17 protein-coding genes are annotated in these 16,902 nt (G+C 28.0%); 13 read left to right on the top strand and 4 right to left on the bottom strand.

Annotation, left to right across the window (positions count from 1 at the left end):
- Positions 1-13: 13 nt before the first annotated feature.
- Positions 14-2,725 carry a cation-translocating P-type ATPase gene (locus G534_RS0103730; protein WP_027347930.1) on the bottom strand — a complete coding sequence of 904 codons (2,712 nt, stop codon included), beginning with the start codon at positions 2,723-2,725 and terminating at the stop codon, positions 14-16.
- Between the two features lie 292 nt (positions 2,726-3,017).
- On the opposite strand from G534_RS0103730, the gene G534_RS0103735 reads away from it, so the two are divergent.
- The 6 genes from G534_RS0103735 to G534_RS0103760 are packed head-to-tail and all read left to right on the top strand — an operon-like array spanning position 3,018 to position 7,280.
- Positions 3,018-3,821: an MBL fold metallo-hydrolase gene (locus G534_RS0103735; protein WP_027347931.1), complete on the top strand. Its 804-nt coding sequence runs from the start codon at positions 3,018-3,020 to the stop codon at positions 3,819-3,821.
- Complete coding sequence (gene rlmH / locus G534_RS0103740; protein ID WP_027347932.1) at positions 3,818-4,297, top strand: 23S rRNA (pseudouridine(1915)-N(3))-methyltransferase RlmH; 480 nt, start codon at positions 3,818-3,820, stop codon at positions 4,295-4,297. The genes G534_RS0103735 and rlmH overlap by 4 nt, the downstream gene beginning before the upstream one ends.
- A gap of 8 nt (positions 4,298-4,305) precedes the next feature.
- On the top strand, positions 4,306-5,187 hold the full coding sequence (locus tag G534_RS0103745) for an undecaprenyl-diphosphate phosphatase (RefSeq protein ID WP_027347933.1): 882 nt from the start codon (positions 4,306-4,308) through the stop codon (positions 5,185-5,187).
- Positions 5,188-5,196: 9 nt separating this feature from the next.
- The gene (locus tag G534_RS0103750) at positions 5,197-6,192 is read left to right on the top strand and encodes a hypothetical protein (RefSeq protein ID WP_027347934.1); all 996 of its coding nucleotides are present in this window, start codon (positions 5,197-5,199) and stop codon (positions 6,190-6,192) included.
- A 54-nt stretch (positions 6,193-6,246) separates the two neighbouring features.
- Positions 6,247-7,059, top strand: a complete 813-nt coding sequence (locus G534_RS07850) for a mechanosensitive ion channel family protein (protein ID WP_051177412.1) — start codon at positions 6,247-6,249, stop codon at positions 7,057-7,059.
- Positions 7,059-7,280 (top strand): DUF951 domain-containing protein, encoded by a 222-nt coding sequence (locus G534_RS0103760; RefSeq protein ID WP_084510055.1) that lies wholly within the window; start codon positions 7,059-7,061, stop codon positions 7,278-7,280. The genes G534_RS07850 and G534_RS0103760 overlap by 1 nt, the downstream gene beginning before the upstream one ends.
- Before the next feature lie 62 nt (positions 7,281-7,342).
- On the opposite strand, the gene G534_RS08400 is transcribed toward G534_RS0103760, so the two are convergent.
- From G534_RS08400 to G534_RS0103775, 3 genes are read right to left on the bottom strand one after another with little or no spacing between them, the layout of a single operon-like run.
- Positions 7,343-7,834 carry an Ltp family lipoprotein gene (locus G534_RS08400; protein WP_051177413.1) on the bottom strand — a complete coding sequence of 164 codons (492 nt, stop codon included), beginning with the start codon at positions 7,832-7,834 and terminating at the stop codon, positions 7,343-7,345.
- A 1-nt stretch (position 7,835) separates the two neighbouring features.
- On the bottom strand, positions 7,836-8,765 hold the full coding sequence (locus tag G534_RS0103770; protein ID WP_027347936.1) for a 1-phosphofructokinase family hexose kinase: 930 nt from the start codon (positions 8,763-8,765) through the stop codon (positions 7,836-7,838).
- 9 nt (positions 8,766-8,774) lie between these two features.
- Positions 8,775-10,226, bottom strand: coding sequence for a nicotinate phosphoribosyltransferase (locus G534_RS0103775; protein WP_027347937.1), 1,452 nt, complete (start codon positions 10,224-10,226; stop codon positions 8,775-8,777).
- Positions 10,227-10,366: 140 nt separating this feature from the next.
- Between G534_RS0103775 and G534_RS0103780 the strand changes: the two genes are divergently transcribed.
- The 7 genes from G534_RS0103780 to G534_RS0103810 are packed head-to-tail and all read left to right on the top strand — an operon-like array spanning position 10,367 to position 16,887.
- On the top strand, positions 10,367-11,092 hold the full coding sequence (locus tag G534_RS0103780; protein WP_027347938.1) for a TrmH family RNA methyltransferase: 726 nt from the start codon (positions 10,367-10,369) through the stop codon (positions 11,090-11,092).
- Entirely contained in the window at positions 11,073-11,741 is a 669-nt protein-coding gene (locus tag G534_RS0103785; RefSeq protein ID WP_034595951.1) for an HAD family hydrolase, read from the top strand. Before G534_RS0103780 ends, G534_RS0103785 begins: the two co-directional genes overlap by 20 nt.
- A gap of 6 nt (positions 11,742-11,747) precedes the next feature.
- The gene (locus G534_RS0103790; RefSeq protein ID WP_027347940.1) at positions 11,748-12,746 is read left to right on the top strand and encodes a cation diffusion facilitator family transporter; all 999 of its coding nucleotides are present in this window, start codon (positions 11,748-11,750) and stop codon (positions 12,744-12,746) included.
- Positions 12,736-13,752 (top strand): L-threonylcarbamoyladenylate synthase, encoded by a 1,017-nt coding sequence (locus tag G534_RS0103795; protein ID WP_027347941.1) that lies wholly within the window; start codon positions 12,736-12,738, stop codon positions 13,750-13,752. Before G534_RS0103790 ends, G534_RS0103795 begins: the two co-directional genes overlap by 11 nt.
- A gap of 57 nt (positions 13,753-13,809) precedes the next feature.
- Positions 13,810-14,439 carry a uracil phosphoribosyltransferase gene (gene upp / locus G534_RS0103800; RefSeq protein WP_027347942.1) on the top strand — a complete coding sequence of 210 codons (630 nt, stop codon included), beginning with the start codon at positions 13,810-13,812 and terminating at the stop codon, positions 14,437-14,439.
- 26 nt (positions 14,440-14,465) lie between these two features.
- Entirely contained in the window at positions 14,466-16,151 is a 1,686-nt protein-coding gene (locus tag G534_RS0103805) for a hypothetical protein (protein ID WP_027347943.1), read from the top strand.
- Positions 16,144-16,887 carry an NADPH-dependent oxidoreductase gene (locus G534_RS0103810; RefSeq protein ID WP_027347944.1) on the top strand — a complete coding sequence of 248 codons (744 nt, stop codon included), beginning with the start codon at positions 16,144-16,146 and terminating at the stop codon, positions 16,885-16,887. Before G534_RS0103805 ends, G534_RS0103810 begins: the two co-directional genes overlap by 8 nt.
- The last annotated feature ends 15 nt before the right edge of the window (positions 16,888-16,902 follow it).

A 16,902-nucleotide genomic window follows, 5' to 3' on the forward strand; every position in this document is an offset into this window, starting at 1 on the left:
TAATCGATTTATATTAGTTTAATTTTCTTTCTATTAATTTGTGTATTTCACCAACTACAAATGGTAAGAATGCAAATGGTATTATAACAGCCCAATCAATTAATCTAAGTGGTACTGAATTGAAAATATCTTGAACAAATGGAAGATATACAACTAAAAGAGTTAGTATGAATGATCCTATAAAGGCATGTACTAAGCTTTTATTTGTAAATATACCAAGTTCAAATAATGTATATTTTTCTGATCTTGCAGAGAATGCTCTTAAAAGTTCTGCAAGAATAAGTGTGATAAATGCTACTGTTTGAGCTGCGTGCAATTGGATTTCTCCTGATTCACCTGCATGTAAATAGTTTAATGAAATGTAGAATGCTCCAAGAGTTGAAACTGTAATTGCAATAGCTTGAACAATTATATTATCTATAATAGTTTTATCAATGATTTGTTCATCAGTTTTACGTGGTGGATTATTCATAATATCTGGTTCACCTTTTTCAACACCGAGTGCTAATGCAGGGAATGAGTCAGTAACTAGGTTTAACCATAATAATTGAATAACTGTTAGAGGTATTGGAGCTCCAACCACCATTGCAATAAGCATAATTAAAACTTCACCTATATTACATGTTAGTAAGAATGATACGAATTTCTTAATATTTGCATAAATAATTCTACCTTCTTCAACAGCGTTTACTATTGTAGCGAAATTATCATCTGTAAGTATAACTTCAGCAGTTCCTTTTGCAACATCTGTACCTGTAATACCCATTGCAATACCAATGTCTGCTTTTTTAATTGCTGGCGCATCATTTACACCGTCACCCGTCATTGCTGTGATTTCTCCATTTTCTTTAAGTGCGGTAACTATTTGTACCTTATTTTCTGGAGAAACTCTGGCAAATACTCTTTTTGTTTTAACAATTTCTCTTAATTGTTCTGGAGTCATATTATTTAGTTCTTTACCCATGATAGCTTGATCATCACTATCTGCAATACCAAGATCTTTACCGATAGCAAGAGCAGTTTCTAAATAGTCACCAGTGATCATCATAGGTATAATACCAGCAGTTTTACACTCTTTAATAGCTTCTTTTGCTTCTGGTCTTGCTGGATCAATCATTCCTGTAAGTCCGATAAATATCATATCTGATTCTATATTGTCTGGATCTTTATCTTCAGGAAGTTTATCCCAAGTTCGATAAGAAAAAGCTAATACTCTTAGTGCTTGTCTAGCATATTCATTGTTTTTATCTAATAGTTCTTGTTTTAATTCTGGAGTAAAATCAACGACTTCACCATTTAAAATAATTTTGGATGATTTATCAATCATTATATCAGGGGCACCTTTTGTAAAGGAAACAAATTTATCATCAAAATAATTTTCATGGAAAGTAGTCATCATTTTTCTTGTTGAATCAAATGGATATTCTTTAACTCTCTTAAATTCATCATTTAATGTTTCGTTTGAAAGACCTGCTTTTTCAGATAAAGTAATTAATGCACCTTCTGTAGGATCACCAATAATATCCCATTTATTATTTTCATGTTTTAATTTAGCATCTGAATCTAAAGATGCCGCAGTTATTAACACTTCTAATTCTTTATTTTCAGAAATATTAACTTTTTGTTCATTTGATGTAATATCACCTTCTGGAGAATAACCTACACCCTCTACATCAAAATGTTGATTATTTGTGAATATTGTTTTAACAGTCATTTCATTTTGTGTAAGAGTACCAGTTTTATCAGAAGCGATAAATGTAGTAGTTCCTAAAGTTTCTACAGCAAGTAGTTTTTTTACAATAGCATTTTTCTTAGACATTCTGTTCATACCTATTGAAAGTACAATAGTTACAACTGCAGCAAGTCCTTCTGGAATAGCTGCTACTGCAAGAGATACAGCTGTCATAAGTGAGTCTAAAACAGATAAATCTGGTCTTAAAAGTCCTACAATAAATACAATTATTGAAACTCCAACTACTAAATAACCCAATGTTTTAGATAGTTTTGCAAGTTTTAACTGTAAAGGAGAAGCTTCTTCCTCAGTAGATTGAATATTTGTCGCTATTTTCCCTATTTCTGTGTTATGACCAGTATTTGCGACAATACCAATTCCTCTTCCTCTAGTAATTATTGAAGAAGAATGTAAATAATTTGTTCTATCACCAATTTCTACATCATTTTCTAATTCGATATTTGAGTCCTTATCTACAGGAACTGATTCACCTGTTAGAGATGATTCATCTGAAGATAGATTTTGACTGTCTAAAAGCCTAATATCTGCTGGAACAATATCTCCAGTTTCTAAACTTACGATATCTCCAGGAACTAAGTCATGAGCTGGAACAGATTGTATTCTACCATCTCTTATTACTTTTGCATGAGGAGCAGACATATTTTGTAAAGCTTTTAAGGAATTTTCTGCCTTTCCTTCTTGATACAAGCTAAGTCCAGAATTTAATACTACTATTGCTAATATTATTAAAGTTTCGACCATATCACCTTGAAGTGATGAAACAGCCGCTGCAACTAGAAGTATAATTACCATTGGATCTAATAATTGCTCAATCAATTTTGCGAAAAAAGATTTACCTTTTTTTTCTGCAAGAGCATTTGGACCATATTTTTCAAGCCTTTGCTTTGCTTCTTGTGATGATAATCCATTTTTTTGATCTGAATTCAAATCTTTTAGAATATCATCTTTTTTATTAAGATAGTACTTTTCCATATAACCTCCATATTTAAAATAAAAAAAGACCTATACTTAACTAGGTCTTGCTTCCTTTCGGTATTTAGCCGGGATATATCCGTACTGACGACTAAATAATATAAGCTACTCCCCTAGGAGTTACATACATTATATAGGATTGTATAAATTAATACAAGATGATTATTATAATTTAATATGATGATAAAAAGGAGTAATATAGAGCTTATTATTAAAGCGGAAACTAGAGATATTATAAATTAATTGAAATATTAATCTATAATAGATAAAATATATAGGAAATGGGGGAGATATGAAAATAGTTACATTGTCATCGGGTTCATCTGGAAATTGTATATATGTTGAATCAGATAAGACAAAATTATTAGTTGATTGTGGTCTTACAGGTAAATTAGCTATTACATTAATGCAAGAAGCGGGAATAAATCCTTATGAATTAAATGCTATTTTTGTAACTCATGAACATATAGACCATGTAAAAGGTGTTGGAGTTTTAAGCCGAAAATTTAATTTGCCAATATTTGCAAATGAAGCAACATGGCTTTCTATGCAAAAAAAGATTGGGAAAATAGAATCCCATAATATAAATGTATTTAAATCAAATACTTTTTTTAATTTCAGAGATTTAGATGTTCATAATCTTAGTACTTTTCACGATGCTAAAGATCCAGTGTTTTTTGTGTTTTATCAAAGAAATCAAAAAATAAGTATATTAACTGATACAGGCATAGTTTCAAATACTATTGTAGATGCGGTTAAACATTCAGATATATTAATTCTTGAATCAAATCATGATATGGATATGCTTCTTAATGGACCATATTCATACGATTTAAAGATGAGAATAAAAAGTGATTTTGGACATTTATCAAATGATTTAGCGTCAGAAATAATGGATGAAATAGTTTCAGGAAATGGAGAACATTTGATTTTAGGACATTTGAGTAAAAATAATAATACAGAAGAGATAGCAAGAAAAAACATGACTTCAACTCTTGAATCAAAGGGATTAAAGGTAGGAAAAGAAATTATATTGGATATAGCAAAAGAATACCAAGTTGGTAAAATTATCGATCTTGGAGGAAATTATTCATGAATATAGATATTATTTGCGTTGGATCTATAAAAGAGAAATACTATATTGATGCTATAAAAGAATATTCAAAAAGATTAGCGCCATACACTGATTTAAATATTATAGAAGTTGATGAATACAAGCTTCCAAATAATCCTTCATTATCACAAATAAACTATGGTCTAGAAAAAGAAAGAGAAATTATTGAATCTAAAATTAAAGATAGATCATATTTAATTGCACTAGTTATCGAAGGTAAACAATTAAATTCTGAAGATTTATCTAAAAAAATTGAAGATATAACTATCGAGGGATATTCAAATATTACATTTTTAATAGGAAGTTCTTATGGGATGTCACAAGAACTTAAAAACAAATCTAATTATAAATTATCATTTTCTAAGATGACATTTCCGCATCAACTTATGAGAGTAATATTAATTGAACAAATTTATAGGGCATTCAAAATAATAAGAAATGAACCTTATCACAAGTAGGAGTAAATATGATAGAAATAATAAAAGTTATTATACTCAGTATAATTGAAGGAATTACAGAGTTTTTACCTGTTTCATCAACAGGACACTTAATACTGGCTAATGAATTTGTAGGTCTTGAACCTGAAAGTTTTTCAAATTCCTTTATGGTAATCATTCAACTTGGAGCGATATTATCAGTAATTGCGATATATTTTAATAGATTAAATCCTTTTACTAAAGATAAAATGGAGGAAAAACTTCCAGCTAAAATTGAGAAAATGAGTGGATTTAAAGGTTTTATAAACAGAGTTTATTTTTGGTTTAACCACAACAAAACAGCAATGTTATGGGTAAAAATAATTGTAGCAACAATCCCAGCAGCTGTGCTTGGAGTATTATTAGACGATACAATAGACGCTTTATTGTTTAAACCGATTCCGGTTGCAGCAGCTCTAATATTTTATGGTTTAGTAATTATATTTATAGAAAAAAGAAATGAAAATAAAAAGAATTTTAAAATTGAAGATGTTTTTAAAATTGATTTTAAGACAGCTTTATTAATTGGATGTTTCCAAGTTTTAGCTATGTGGCCAGGTACTTCAAGATCTGCAGCTACAATAATTGGAGCAATGATATTGGGACTTAATAGGACTGCAGCAGCAGATTTCTCATTTTTCCTTGCAATACCAACCATGATAGGTGCAACTCTTCTTAAATTATTGAAGATAGGATCACTAACAATGTCTCAATGGGCTCTTATTGCATTAGGTTTTGTTTTATCATTTATAGTGGCTTATGTAGTAATTAAGAAGTTCTTGTCATATATTCAAAAGCATGATTTCAAAATATTTGGTTATTACAGAATTATACTTGGTATAATTGTTTTGGGTTATTTCTTATTTTTTTAAAAGGATATTATGAAAGATAAATATTTAATATTTAAGATTTTAGCGTTAATTATTGCTATAGTTTTAGCTTATTTCTTAATAAAAACAATACAATTTAATACTTTAAGTTCAGATGTTGAATATTTTGATGTAGATTTAGATCCAGAAAATAAATTTTATGGAGTAATTGATGATAAATATTATTATCTAAGAGATTCAAGTTTTGAAGGATATGATAAAGAGAAAAACTTATTTAAAATTGAGTTAAAAGATGTAAATAATATTATTTATGATAAATATATTTATATAATTCATAATAATGGCAAAATTTCTATGATAAATAGAGAAGATGCTAAAGAGAAAAAATCTATAGATATTGAGCAAGAGATTGAATTTTCAAGATTTGAAGATGATAAACTATATTTATTTACAAAAGATTCAATACTAATTAAAAAGCCTAATTTATCTGATATTACAATCTTTGAGAACTTATCTAATCCAGTAGATATAGATTATAAATCAAATATTACATCAATAATCGAAATGAAATTAAAAGAAGGAATAGTAAATTCAAAGATAAGTATAAAAGGAAATGAAGAAGGATTTAACCTTCAGACAAATAGCGAGATTTTTATTGATACATTTATAATTCAAAATAGTACATACTTTGTTTCTAATAGATATATTTATAAAATTGATGATAATAAAATTAGTAAAAAAGTAGTTTTGGAAAATATTTCCAATATCGATAATGATAATGAGAAGATTGCAGTTGCCGATAATGGAAAATTAAAAATATTTGATTTGAATTTAGATTTAATAGATCAAAAATTATTAGATATGGAAGCGATAGACCTTTCAATAAGGAAAAATTCTATCGTGATTTTAGGAAAAGATAGCCTTAAAGTTTATCAAAATTCAAATATAATAGAAACACCAATAGCAGGAAATATATCATATACCTCAAATGAAGATTCTTATTATTTAATATTTGGAAATAGAATTGAAAAGATAAATGCTTATTAACAGTATATAAATACTATTAATATATTTTAAGTATAAATTTAATAAGGAGCGGAAATGACAGATTTTTATAACAATACATCAAATTTAGATGAAAAATTAATATTGGAAAGATTAACAAGCGTTATAGTGATACTGGTTATAACTGCATTGGCAATTTTTATAGCTAATTTGGTATTTGAAAAAACAATAAAGAAGACTATTGAAAAGAAAGCATTTAGTAACAAGATAAATACAGTATCTTTAGTAGCTAAAAACTTTATAAATGTTGTAATATATTTTCTTTCAATAACAGCTATATTGAATGTATTTAATATAAATACAAGCTCAATACTTGCAGTAGCAGGGATTGGTGGTATGGCGATAGCTTTCGCTGCTCAATCAATAATAAAAGATGTAATATCCGGAGCTTTTATTTTAATTGAAAATCAATTTAATATAGGAGATTATGTGACAATAAATTCAATTGGTGGAACTGTTGAATTTATAGGTCTTAGACTTACAAAGCTTAGAGATATAGATGGTAAGGAAATTATAATTCCAAATGGAGAAATTTCTCTTGTAATAAATCATTCTATAAATCAATCTAGAGCAGTAGTTGAAGTAATAATTTCAGATAATACAAAATATGAAATAATTGAAAGTTTATTAAACCAAGCAGCTAAACAAATTTTTGAAAAAAGTGATAATTTTATAGCTGTTCCAGAAGTACTAGGAATTCAAGAATTCAACAATTTTGGCTATAAAGTTTTAATCCAAACATATACAAAAAATGGTTTACACTTTGTAGCACAGAGAGAGCTTAGAAGAGAAATTCTAAATGTGTTAAGTGAAAATGGTGTAAATATATCTAATTTAAAGGAAAAATAATGGAATATAGATTAGGAGATATAGTAAAACTTAAGAAACCACATGCATGTGGCGCTAATGAGTGGATTATATTAAGAACGGGAGTTGACTTTAAATTAGAATGTAATCAATGCAAAAAACAAGTATGGTTAAAAAGAATAGAATTTAACAAAAGAGTTAGAAAAATTAAACAAGAAGATAAATATGTATCTATTCAAAATTTTGAGAGAATTGAAGAATAAAAAAAATATAAGCATAAAAAAAGAAACATCTGTTGGTATATTTCCGACAGATGTTTCTTTTATTAATACTCTACATCATCTAAATTATCCATAGCGTATTTTACTTCTTCATCAGTAAATAAATCATCATTTTTTAGTACTGATTCTATATATTCAAATGACCACCAATTATCATAGGCATAAATAGAAGCGGTAGATAGAGCATTTTTCTTAAAATCAATATTAGCTTTATCTATGGCATAGTTGGCAATTTTTTTACTGAATGATTGAGAAGTTTTTTCATCGTTTGTGAGCATATTAAAAATACGTGCTCTTGAATAGTATTTTTCAAGACCGTAGTATTCTACTTCAGCCTTAGCAATATCTGCCAAAATTAATTCTTCCTTAGTCAATTCTTCTTCAGTTTCGATTATAGTTTCGGCTATAGTTTCTGAGCCTTCTGTTTCTAAGGAAGATTCTTCAATTTTAGTCTCAACTACACTCTCTTCAGTTTCATTACTTGGTGAACATGCAACAAGTAATAAAACTAAAGATAATAAAAATGTTTTTTTCATATTAACTCAACTTAATTTCTTCTACTATAGTTTCATCGTATATTTCTTCAGTAAGATTCATATCGGCTAAATCTTCTACAAAAGCTGTAGCTGACGCACAAGCTGAAGCCATTCTAAAAGATTCCATAGGATCTTGTGTCTTCATATAAACTGCTAAGAATCCACCAATCATAGCGTCTCTAGAATTAAATGAATTTACTTCTTTTCCTTTTACTCCATAAGATCTGAAAGCTTCACCTTTTTCAGTGAATAGGTATGCTCCATCTTCACCTACAGATACGATTACATTTTTAGCTCCTAATCCAATACATTTATTACCGTATTTTATTATGTCTAATTCATTTGTAATTTCATCTAAATCAAACATATGAGCTAAATTTTCTATATTAGGCTTAATTAAAAGAGGTTTATATTTTAATAAGTCGAGCATTTGTTGAGGTGGAACATCTACTACAAATTCTGCTTTGTTTGATTTACAAATTTCAGCAATTCTTGAATAAATATCTGGACTCACATTTTTGGGGATAGATCCTCCCATTACCAAAATGTCTCCTTCTCTAATCTGAGCAAGTAAAAAGAGTAAATCTTGAATAGCTCTTTCTGGTACACTTGGATTAACACCTGCAATTGTAACATTTTTATCTTTAGTTCTTAATCTAACATTAATACGAGTATCATCTTCAATTTCTATAAATTCATTATAGATTTCAACATCAGTTAAAAATTTTTGAACGAAATCACCAGTGAAACCACCTAAAAAACCTGTTGCTATACTTGGAACATTGAGTTTTGCAAGCATTCTAGTAACATTAAGTGCTTTACCACCAGGAAATTTGTATGTTGTATCTGATGGAGTGTAAGATTCCATATTAAAATCATTACTTGTATATATAATATCCAAAGCTGGATTAAGTGTAACTGTATAAATCATAAACCCTCACTAATCAATATTATTTTTTGCTTTATTTAATAAATCATTTTTCAAATCCCAAAGTTTTTGAGATAAATCGACTTTATAAATTTGTGGTTGATCAAGTCTTGTGTGTTCTTCCCAAAGAGTAGTCATTTCTTTTTCATGATATGCTCTTATTTCTTCAATATCAGGTCTTTCATAAACAAGTTTACCTTTTTCGTAAATTGTTTCAAGCAGAGGTTTTACATAGAAATTATTAATAGTTTTTCTCTTCCAAGTGTAAAGAGGATGGAATATTGTAAGAGGTTCATTTTCATTTATTTCTTCGTCGATAAGTGTAATCAAATCAGCTTTAGCTTTATTTGTTTGATCATCATAAATTCTATAAACTTGTTTTACACCTGGTGTAGTTATTTTTTCAATATTTTCTGAAATTTTTATTCTTGGTATAACTTCTCCATTTTTTTCAACAGCGACTAGTTTATAGACCCCACCAAATACAGGATTTGATTTTGAAGTTATAAGTCTTTCACCTACACCAAAAGAGTCTATTTGTCCACCTTGATGAATAATATCCTTTACTTTAAATTCATCTAATGAAGAAGAGACAATAATTTTACAATCTTCATAACCAGCTTCATCAAGCATAACTCTTGCTTTCTTAGATAAATAAGCTAAGTCACCAGAGTCAAGCCTAATTCCAACAGGTCTTTTTCCTAAAGGTTTAAGTACATTGTCAAATACTTTGATAGCATTTGGTATACCAGTTTTCAATGTATTATAAGTATCAACTAATAGCACTGTAGCATCTGGATAAGTCTTAGCATAAACTTCAAATGCTTCGTATTCAGTATCAAAGGATTGAACCCATGAATGAGCCATTGTACCGGAAGCAGGTACTCTGTACATATAGTCAGCCAAAGTATTTGCACTTCCTGCAGCCCCAACAATATATGCAGCTCTTGCTCCATAGTTTGCGGCATCAGCTCCATGTGCTCTTCTTGAACCAAATTCTAAAACGGTTCTACCTTCAGAAGATCTAACGATTCTACTTGCTTTTGTAGCAATCATTGATTGATGATTTATTAAAATAAGTAGCATAGTTTCGAGTAATTGAGCTTGGATAAAAGGTCCTCTAATTGTCATAATAGGTTCATTCGGAAATATAATAGAACCTTCTTTAACAGCTCTTATATCACATTCAAATTTGAAGTTTTCTAGATATTCTAAAAATTCATCATTGAAAAGATTTTTTGATCTTAAAAATTCAATATCTTCTTTTGAAAAATGTAAATTTTCTATATAGTCTATTACACTGTCAAGTCCTGAAGCAATTGCAAATACAGCTCCATCCGGTGCTGTTCTATAATATAAATCATAATGAGCGATTTTATCTTTATAGTCATTGACAAAATATGCATTTGCCATAGTTAATTCATAAAAGTCCATAAGTAGACTTAAATTTCTTTTTGAATTCATATTAACCTCCGTAATTAATCTAATTTTATCACAAATTAGTGTTTTTTGTTAATTTGAAAGTATAAAAGATAATTGTAAAACTAGAAAAATTTACTCATAGTGATATAATTATTAAGATAAAATAATTTCAAAGAGGAATAATGAGAAAATATAAGAAATATTCAAAAAAAGAAATATATACATATGCACAGGGAGCATTTCCTACTTGGGAGCTTATAAAAAGTGGTAAAAAAGTAGAAATGGTTTTTATTGACGATAAATTTACTGATAAAGATAAATTGATAATGGAACTAAATAAAAGAGATATTCCTTATGAATTTGCTCCAAATCAGATAAGAAAATTATCAAAAAAAGAAAATACATATGTAATCGGAATATTTTTAAAAGAAAACAATGAAATAATAGCGGGAGAAAATCATGTTATTTTACATGATATATCCGATATGGGAAATCTAGGCACGATAATTAGATCAATGTTAGCATTTGGAGTAAAAGATTTGGCATTAATAGGTAATGTCGTAGATATTTATAATCCAAAAGTAATAAGAGCTTCAATGGGTGCAATATTTAAAATAAGATTTTCCATTTTTAATAATATGGAAGAATATATTGAAAAATATAAAAATAATCTATATCTTTTTATGCTTTCAAATGATGAAGAAGACAGTATATACAACACTAAAATAGAAAAACCTTTTACATTGGTAATGGGAAATGAGGGAGCAGGACTTCCTAAAGATTTTGAAAGATATGGTAAAAAGGTATTTATTCCTCAATCTGAAGATGTAGATAGTTTGAATCTGCCAATAGCAACGGCTATAGGATTATATGAATTTAGGAGAAAAAATGAAATTAATAGCATTTGATGTAGACGGAACAATACTTGATACACTTGATTCAATTATTCATGTGGTAAATGAAACACTTTATGAAAATGGGTTTTATAAAGTGGATGATAAAGAGTATATGAAAAAAGCGTTGGGGTATGGATCATATTATCTTATTGAACAAGCACTTATATTCCCATATAATCATTTTTATGATAAAAAGGTCACTGAAGAAATTTTGAAAGATTATATTCAAAGATATAATAACGACGACGGAAGTCTCACAAAGCCTTATGAAGGTATTACTGAATTAATTAAAGAATTAAGGGATGAGGGATATAAAATAATCGCATATTCAAACAAGCCAGATTCAGTTTTAAGACCTCTTATGAAGGAAAAGTTTGGTGAAGATTTATTTGATGATATTTTAGGTCAAGTAGAAGGACATCCAGCAAAGCCAAATCCAGAGATTCTTTTAAATATGTTGGATAAAATGGGAATATCAAAAGATGATGCTATTTATATAGGAGATAGTGAAGTAGACATCAAAACAGCTAAAAATGCAGAGATGAAAATGATAGCTGTTACATGGGGATTTAGAGATAGAGATTTTTTAGAAGAATATAATCCTGATTATATTGTAGATAGTGCAAAGGAACTAAAAAAATTAATAGATAGCATGAAATAGGTAAATATGTTAAATTTTTTAATTGATAAATTTATAAAATCCAGAAATTTTAATGATGTTAAAAATAGAGAAAAGCTTGTAGTTTTAACGGGAGTAATGGGTCTTTCTATAAATTTATTGATATTCTTACTAAAAATAATAATTGGTTTTATGTCCAATTCAGTTGCGATTATATCCGATGCTATAAATAATTTATCTGATAGCATGTCATCACTCGTAACAATAGTCGGAACAAAAATAGCAGCAAAACCAGCAGATAAAGAACATCCATATGGACATGGAAGAACAGAATATATTGCATCTTTAATAGTTGGTATATTCATAATACTTGTAGGATTTGAATTATTAAAGACATCTATAAAGAATATATTCAATCCTAAAGTATTAGAGATTTCCATATATATGGCAGTAATTTTAGTAATCTCAATATTATTAAAATTATATATGTACTTTTATAATGTAAAGGCATATAAAATGTCTGGAAGCACTCTAAATAAAATGGTTTCAGTTGACTCGATGAATGATGTATTAGCAACATCATTAGTATTGATATCTGTTATTGTAGGTAAAAATTTTAATATAAATATAGACCCTTATGTTGGGATAGTAATTTCTATAGTAGTATTAAAATCAGGTATAGAGATATTTTTAGAAATAGGAAACAAACTTATGGGGAAAGAAATACCTCAAGAAACTATTGAAGCGATGACAGAAATTATATTAGAGGGAAAATATATAAAAGGTGTGCATCAAATTGAAATTCATGAATATGGTAGGAGAAAACTCTATGGTTCTTGCCATGTAGAGGTTCCAGCTAATATAGATACTTATACTATGCATAAAATACTTCATCAAGTTGAGATGAAAGTATACAAAGAGATGGAAATTACTTTAAGTATACATGCAGACCCCAATTATTTATTAGAAAAGGACGAATTTAATAAAGTAGATGCAAAATATTTAATTGAAGATGTTGATTCGTGGCATTATGAAGATGAAGACTAAGATATTTAATACAGATAAAGAAAATTTAATAGAAGCAGCAGATATTATCAAAAATGGTGGTCTTGTTGCTATTCCAACGGAGACAGTATATGGACTTGCAGCTGATGGATTAAATAAAAAAGCTATAAGAAAAATATTTGAAGCGAAAAATAGACCTATGGATAATCCTTTAATTTTGCATATTTCAAGAATAGACGAAATCCATAGATTAATTAAAGAAATAGATAAAAAACATTTAGAAATACTTTCAAAGCTTTGGCCAGGTCCTCTTACAGTAATACTTAAAAAATCTGAAATTATTCCTGATGAAATTTCAGCTGGTCTAGATACTGTAGCGATAAGAATGCCAAGGTTAGATATTACAAGAGCGTTTATATATTTATGTGGGACACCACTTGCAGCTCCTTCGGCAAATCTTTCAACAAAGCCATCTCCAACAAATGCACAAGATGTATTTGAAGATATGGATGGAAGGATTGATGCAATTATAGATGGTGGTGCAAGTGATATAGGAATTGAGTCAACAGTACTTGATTTATCACAAGATATACCTAAGATTTTAAGACCAGGATTTTATACAAAAGAATATTTAGAACAATATTTTGAAAAAATAGAAATAGATAATGCTATATTAAAAGAGGGAGAAGTTCCAAAGTCTCCTGGACAAAAGTATAAGCATTATGCACCAAATGCAAAAGTTATTGTATTGATGGGAGATGATGATTCTTTTAGAAAAGAAGTAAAGAACATATTATCTTCGCAAAAAAACGTTGGGATAATGACTTTTGATAATGATAGGGATCAATATGATAATGAAAATATAATCTATATGGGATCAAAAAATAATTTATCCACTATGGCTAAAATTCTATTTAAATCTTTTAGAAAAATGGATGAAAATGGTGTAGAATTAATAGTGGTAAGAGGGGTGGAAGAAAAAGGTTTAGGATTAAGCATTATGAATAGACTTAAGAAAGCTGCCTCAAATAATATAAGGGAAATATAAAGATAGCCGTCACTAAACTTAATAAATAAGAAAATTAAAATTTAATAGGAGGAATAAATGAGCAAATTAACTATATTAGACCATCCATTACTAAAACATAAATTGAGTATTATTCGTGATAAGGATACAGGAACTAACGAATTTAGAAAGATAGTTACTGAAATTTCTCAATTAATGTGCTATGAAGTTTGCAGAGATTTAGAACTTGAAGAATTTGAATTAGAAACTCCATTAGAAACAACAACAGGCTATAGACTTGCAGGGAAAAAACTTGGATTAGTACCAATATTACGTGCAGGGCTTGGAATGGTTGATGGTATGCTTAGCCTTATTCCTTCTGCTAAAGTGGGACATATAGGTATGTATCGTGATCATGATACACTAAAACCTGTTCCATATTATGCAAAACTTCCAAATGATGTTGAAGAAAGAAATATTTTTGTGTTGGACCCAATGCTTGCTACGGGTGGATCTTCATTAGATGCAATTCAAGAATTGAAAGATCAAGGATGTAAATCAATTAGACTTATCTGCATAGTTGGTGCCCCAGAAGGGGTAAAAGCAGTTCAAGAAGCACATCCAGATGTAGATATTTACTTAGCTGCATTGGATAGAGAATTAAATGATTTAGCATATATATTACCAGGTTTAGGTGATGCAGGAGACAGATTATTTGGTACTAAATAAAATTAATACTGATATTTTTGAAAATTATGAAAATTAAAAATAAATATATTTTTCCATTTATATTTTTCATGATGATTTTTGTATTAACATCATGCGGAATTAAATCAGAAGAAACATTAACTGCTGATATAAATTTCAGTGGACAAAGAGTAATGGATATAATTTTTGATAAAGAAAGTCTATCAAAAATAGATGATTTAGAAGAGTTTAAAACTTTTTTGGAAGAAAATATCGAAAGTCCATTGACTTATGAATTATATGATGAATTGACAAAAGAACAGGGTGGCCCATACCTAAAATATCGTCTTTACTTACAATTCAATAGTATAGATGATTATATAAATAAAGCAAAAAGTCTTTATGAAAAAGGAAATGTAAAGGATGATATTGAAGTAAGTTATGAAACTAATGTCAATTTATTTGAGCATAAGATAAGCTTTATAGATAATATTAAAGTAGAAAATTTACTTAGATATATCAAATTAAAAGCACAAAATGCAGGATATTTAAATTTTATAAATATTAAATCTAATTGGGAAGAGACATCTTACACTGCAAAAATAGATGGAAAAACTATTATAAATAATAAAAAAATGCCTCCATATAAATATGAAGCTACCGAGTTTATTGGACCAGATAGCTATATAATTACTACTTCTATAAATGGAAACAAATATAGTAGAGTTTTTAATCTTATATTTAAAAAAGATAATTATTTAAGATTAAAAGAAAATTGGAAGAATGCTCTTTTTAAGAGTTCAGAATTGATTGAAATAGAAAAAAAAGATATAGAAAATGAATCTGGCGAGATATTCACTATAGTTTCTTTTGGAGTCGAAGATAAAAGTATCGATGTGATAAGAAAACTAACAGAAGATTTATTTGGATCAAAAGTTGAAATTGCTTTAGTTTCAGAACAAGGATCTAGTGAATTTGTTGAAAACTATAGTATTCATGAAAAAGTAGAAGAAAATAAATATGCACCTTCAGCAAAAGTTTTATCTGTTTATTATATTGATAAAAAGAAATTAAGTGAACATGAATCCGATTTATTGGAAAATTTTCCAATAAATTATGAAAAAGCAGTTTATTCAAATTCTAAAATATTTGATTCTACAGGATTTAATGAAACTGTAGAAAGATGGATAGTGTTTGATGAAGCAACAATAGAAACTAAAATAAATGGAAAAGATAATTTCACGCGAAATATTATATTTAATAAAAAAGACGAAGATGAAAAACTTGATATAGAAAAAAGCCTTGTAAAATATCTTGATAGGAATAATATCCCTTATAAAGATGAGGAAGATAAATTAATTATTCAATATTTTGGAGAAGATTTTTATAGAGTAAATGAAGTTTTATTTGAAAATCAGCCTAAAATATCAACGAAAAGTGAAAGTTTTTTTAGATATAAAATATTTTTTGATGAAGAAATAGCATTTAAAGATATAAAAATAGAAAATATAACATACGATGTACAAGGATCTGAGTTGGTACCGCTTGAAGACAAAGATATTGAAACCGATGAGGGGATAATTAAAAGCTCAATTACTTTAAGTGCAAATAGAGGATTTAACTCAATAATTATACTTTTACTAATATCAATAATTTTCATATCTATAATTATTATTTTACTATATATCAATAAAGGAGAAAAAAGTCTAAAAGAGTTATTTAATAAAGCAAAAAAAGGAGTTGAAGATGAATGATATGATTAAAACAATGTTAAACCATAGATCTATAAGAAAATGGAAAGACGAGAAAATTTCAGATGAAATTTTAGACACTTTATTTAATGTTGCAAATAGAACTTCTACATCTATAGGGATGCAAACAGCTTCAATTATTAGAATAACTGATAAAGATAAAAGAGCAAAAATTGCAGAAATAACAACTCAAAATTATGTGAATGAAGCTCCAGAATTTTGGGTGTTTATAGCAGATCATTATAGAAATAATCAAATACTTGAAGAAGCTAATGCTGAGAAAAACTATTCTCATGATGTCGATAGATTTTTTTCAGGAGTAACTGATGCTGTATTGATGGCACAAAATATAGCTAATGCAATTGAGTCATTGGGAATGGGTTTTGTATTTTTTGGTTCAATATTAAATAATCCAGAAGAGTTAGTTGAAATACTAGAACTTCCAAAATATACAATGCCAGTATTAGGAATAGGATTTGGGTATCCAGATCAAAATCCTCAGATAAAACCAAGAATGGATTATAAAAAAAGAGTATTTGAAAATAAATATGAAATTTATGATAATTATCATGAAGAATTCAAAGAATATGATAAAGAAATGAATGAATATTATGATTTAAGAAATAAAAAGAATTCAGTTGGTCCATTTACAGAACAAGCAGTTCAAAAATATTCAAGTCAACAAAAATTAAGACAAAAAATATTTGAAGTTGCTAAGAATCAAGGATATGATTTATAGAAATAATATATGTAT

It is taken from the genome of Helcococcus sueciensis DSM 17243 (assembly GCF_000423145.1).
GTDB classification, from domain to species: Bacteria; Bacillota; Clostridia; order Tissierellales; family Peptoniphilaceae; genus Helcococcus; species Helcococcus sueciensis.

What these genes read in the sequence shown, in the direction of transcription:
- G534_RS0103775 (WP_027347937.1), bottom strand. Translation starts at nt 10,226, where the DNA reads ATGAATTCAAAAAGAAATTTAAGTCTACTTATGGACTTTTATGAATTA.
- G534_RS0103785 (WP_034595951.1), top strand. Translation starts at nt 11,073, where the DNA reads ATGAAATTAATAGCATTTGATGTAGACGGAACAATACTTGATACACTT.
- G534_RS08400 (WP_051177413.1), bottom strand. Translation starts at nt 7,834, where the DNA reads ATGAAAAAAACATTTTTATTATCTTTAGTTTTATTACTTGTTGCATGT.
- G534_RS0103790 (WP_027347940.1), top strand. Translation starts at nt 11,748, where the DNA reads ATGTTAAATTTTTTAATTGATAAATTTATAAAATCCAGAAATTTTAAT.
- G534_RS0103760 (WP_084510055.1), top strand. Translation starts at nt 7,059, where the DNA reads ATGGAATATAGATTAGGAGATATAGTAAAACTTAAGAAACCACATGCA.
- G534_RS0103770 (WP_027347936.1), bottom strand. Translation starts at nt 8,765, where the DNA reads ATGATTTATACAGTTACACTTAATCCAGCTTTGGATATTATATATACA.
- G534_RS07850 (WP_051177412.1), top strand. Translation starts at nt 6,247, where the DNA reads ATGACAGATTTTTATAACAATACATCAAATTTAGATGAAAAATTAATA.
- G534_RS0103745 (WP_027347933.1), top strand. Translation starts at nt 4,306, where the DNA reads ATGATAGAAATAATAAAAGTTATTATACTCAGTATAATTGAAGGAATT.
- G534_RS0103735 (WP_027347931.1), top strand. Translation starts at nt 3,018, where the DNA reads ATGAAAATAGTTACATTGTCATCGGGTTCATCTGGAAATTGTATATAT.
- G534_RS0103810 (WP_027347944.1), top strand. Translation starts at nt 16,144, where the DNA reads ATGAATGATATGATTAAAACAATGTTAAACCATAGATCTATAAGAAAA.
- G534_RS0103795 (WP_027347941.1), top strand. Translation starts at nt 12,736, where the DNA reads ATGAAGACTAAGATATTTAATACAGATAAAGAAAATTTAATAGAAGCA.
- rlmH (WP_027347932.1), top strand. Translation starts at nt 3,818, where the DNA reads ATGAATATAGATATTATTTGCGTTGGATCTATAAAAGAGAAATACTAT.
- G534_RS0103780 (WP_027347938.1), top strand. Translation starts at nt 10,367, where the DNA reads ATGAGAAAATATAAGAAATATTCAAAAAAAGAAATATATACATATGCA.
- G534_RS0103805 (WP_027347943.1), top strand. Translation starts at nt 14,466, where the DNA reads ATGAAAATTAAAAATAAATATATTTTTCCATTTATATTTTTCATGATG.
- G534_RS0103750 (WP_027347934.1), top strand. Translation starts at nt 5,197, where the DNA reads ATGAAAGATAAATATTTAATATTTAAGATTTTAGCGTTAATTATTGCT.
- G534_RS0103730 (WP_027347930.1), bottom strand. Translation starts at nt 2,725, where the DNA reads ATGGAAAAGTACTATCTTAATAAAAAAGATGATATTCTAAAAGATTTG.
- upp (WP_027347942.1), top strand. Translation starts at nt 13,810, where the DNA reads ATGAGCAAATTAACTATATTAGACCATCCATTACTAAAACATAAATTG.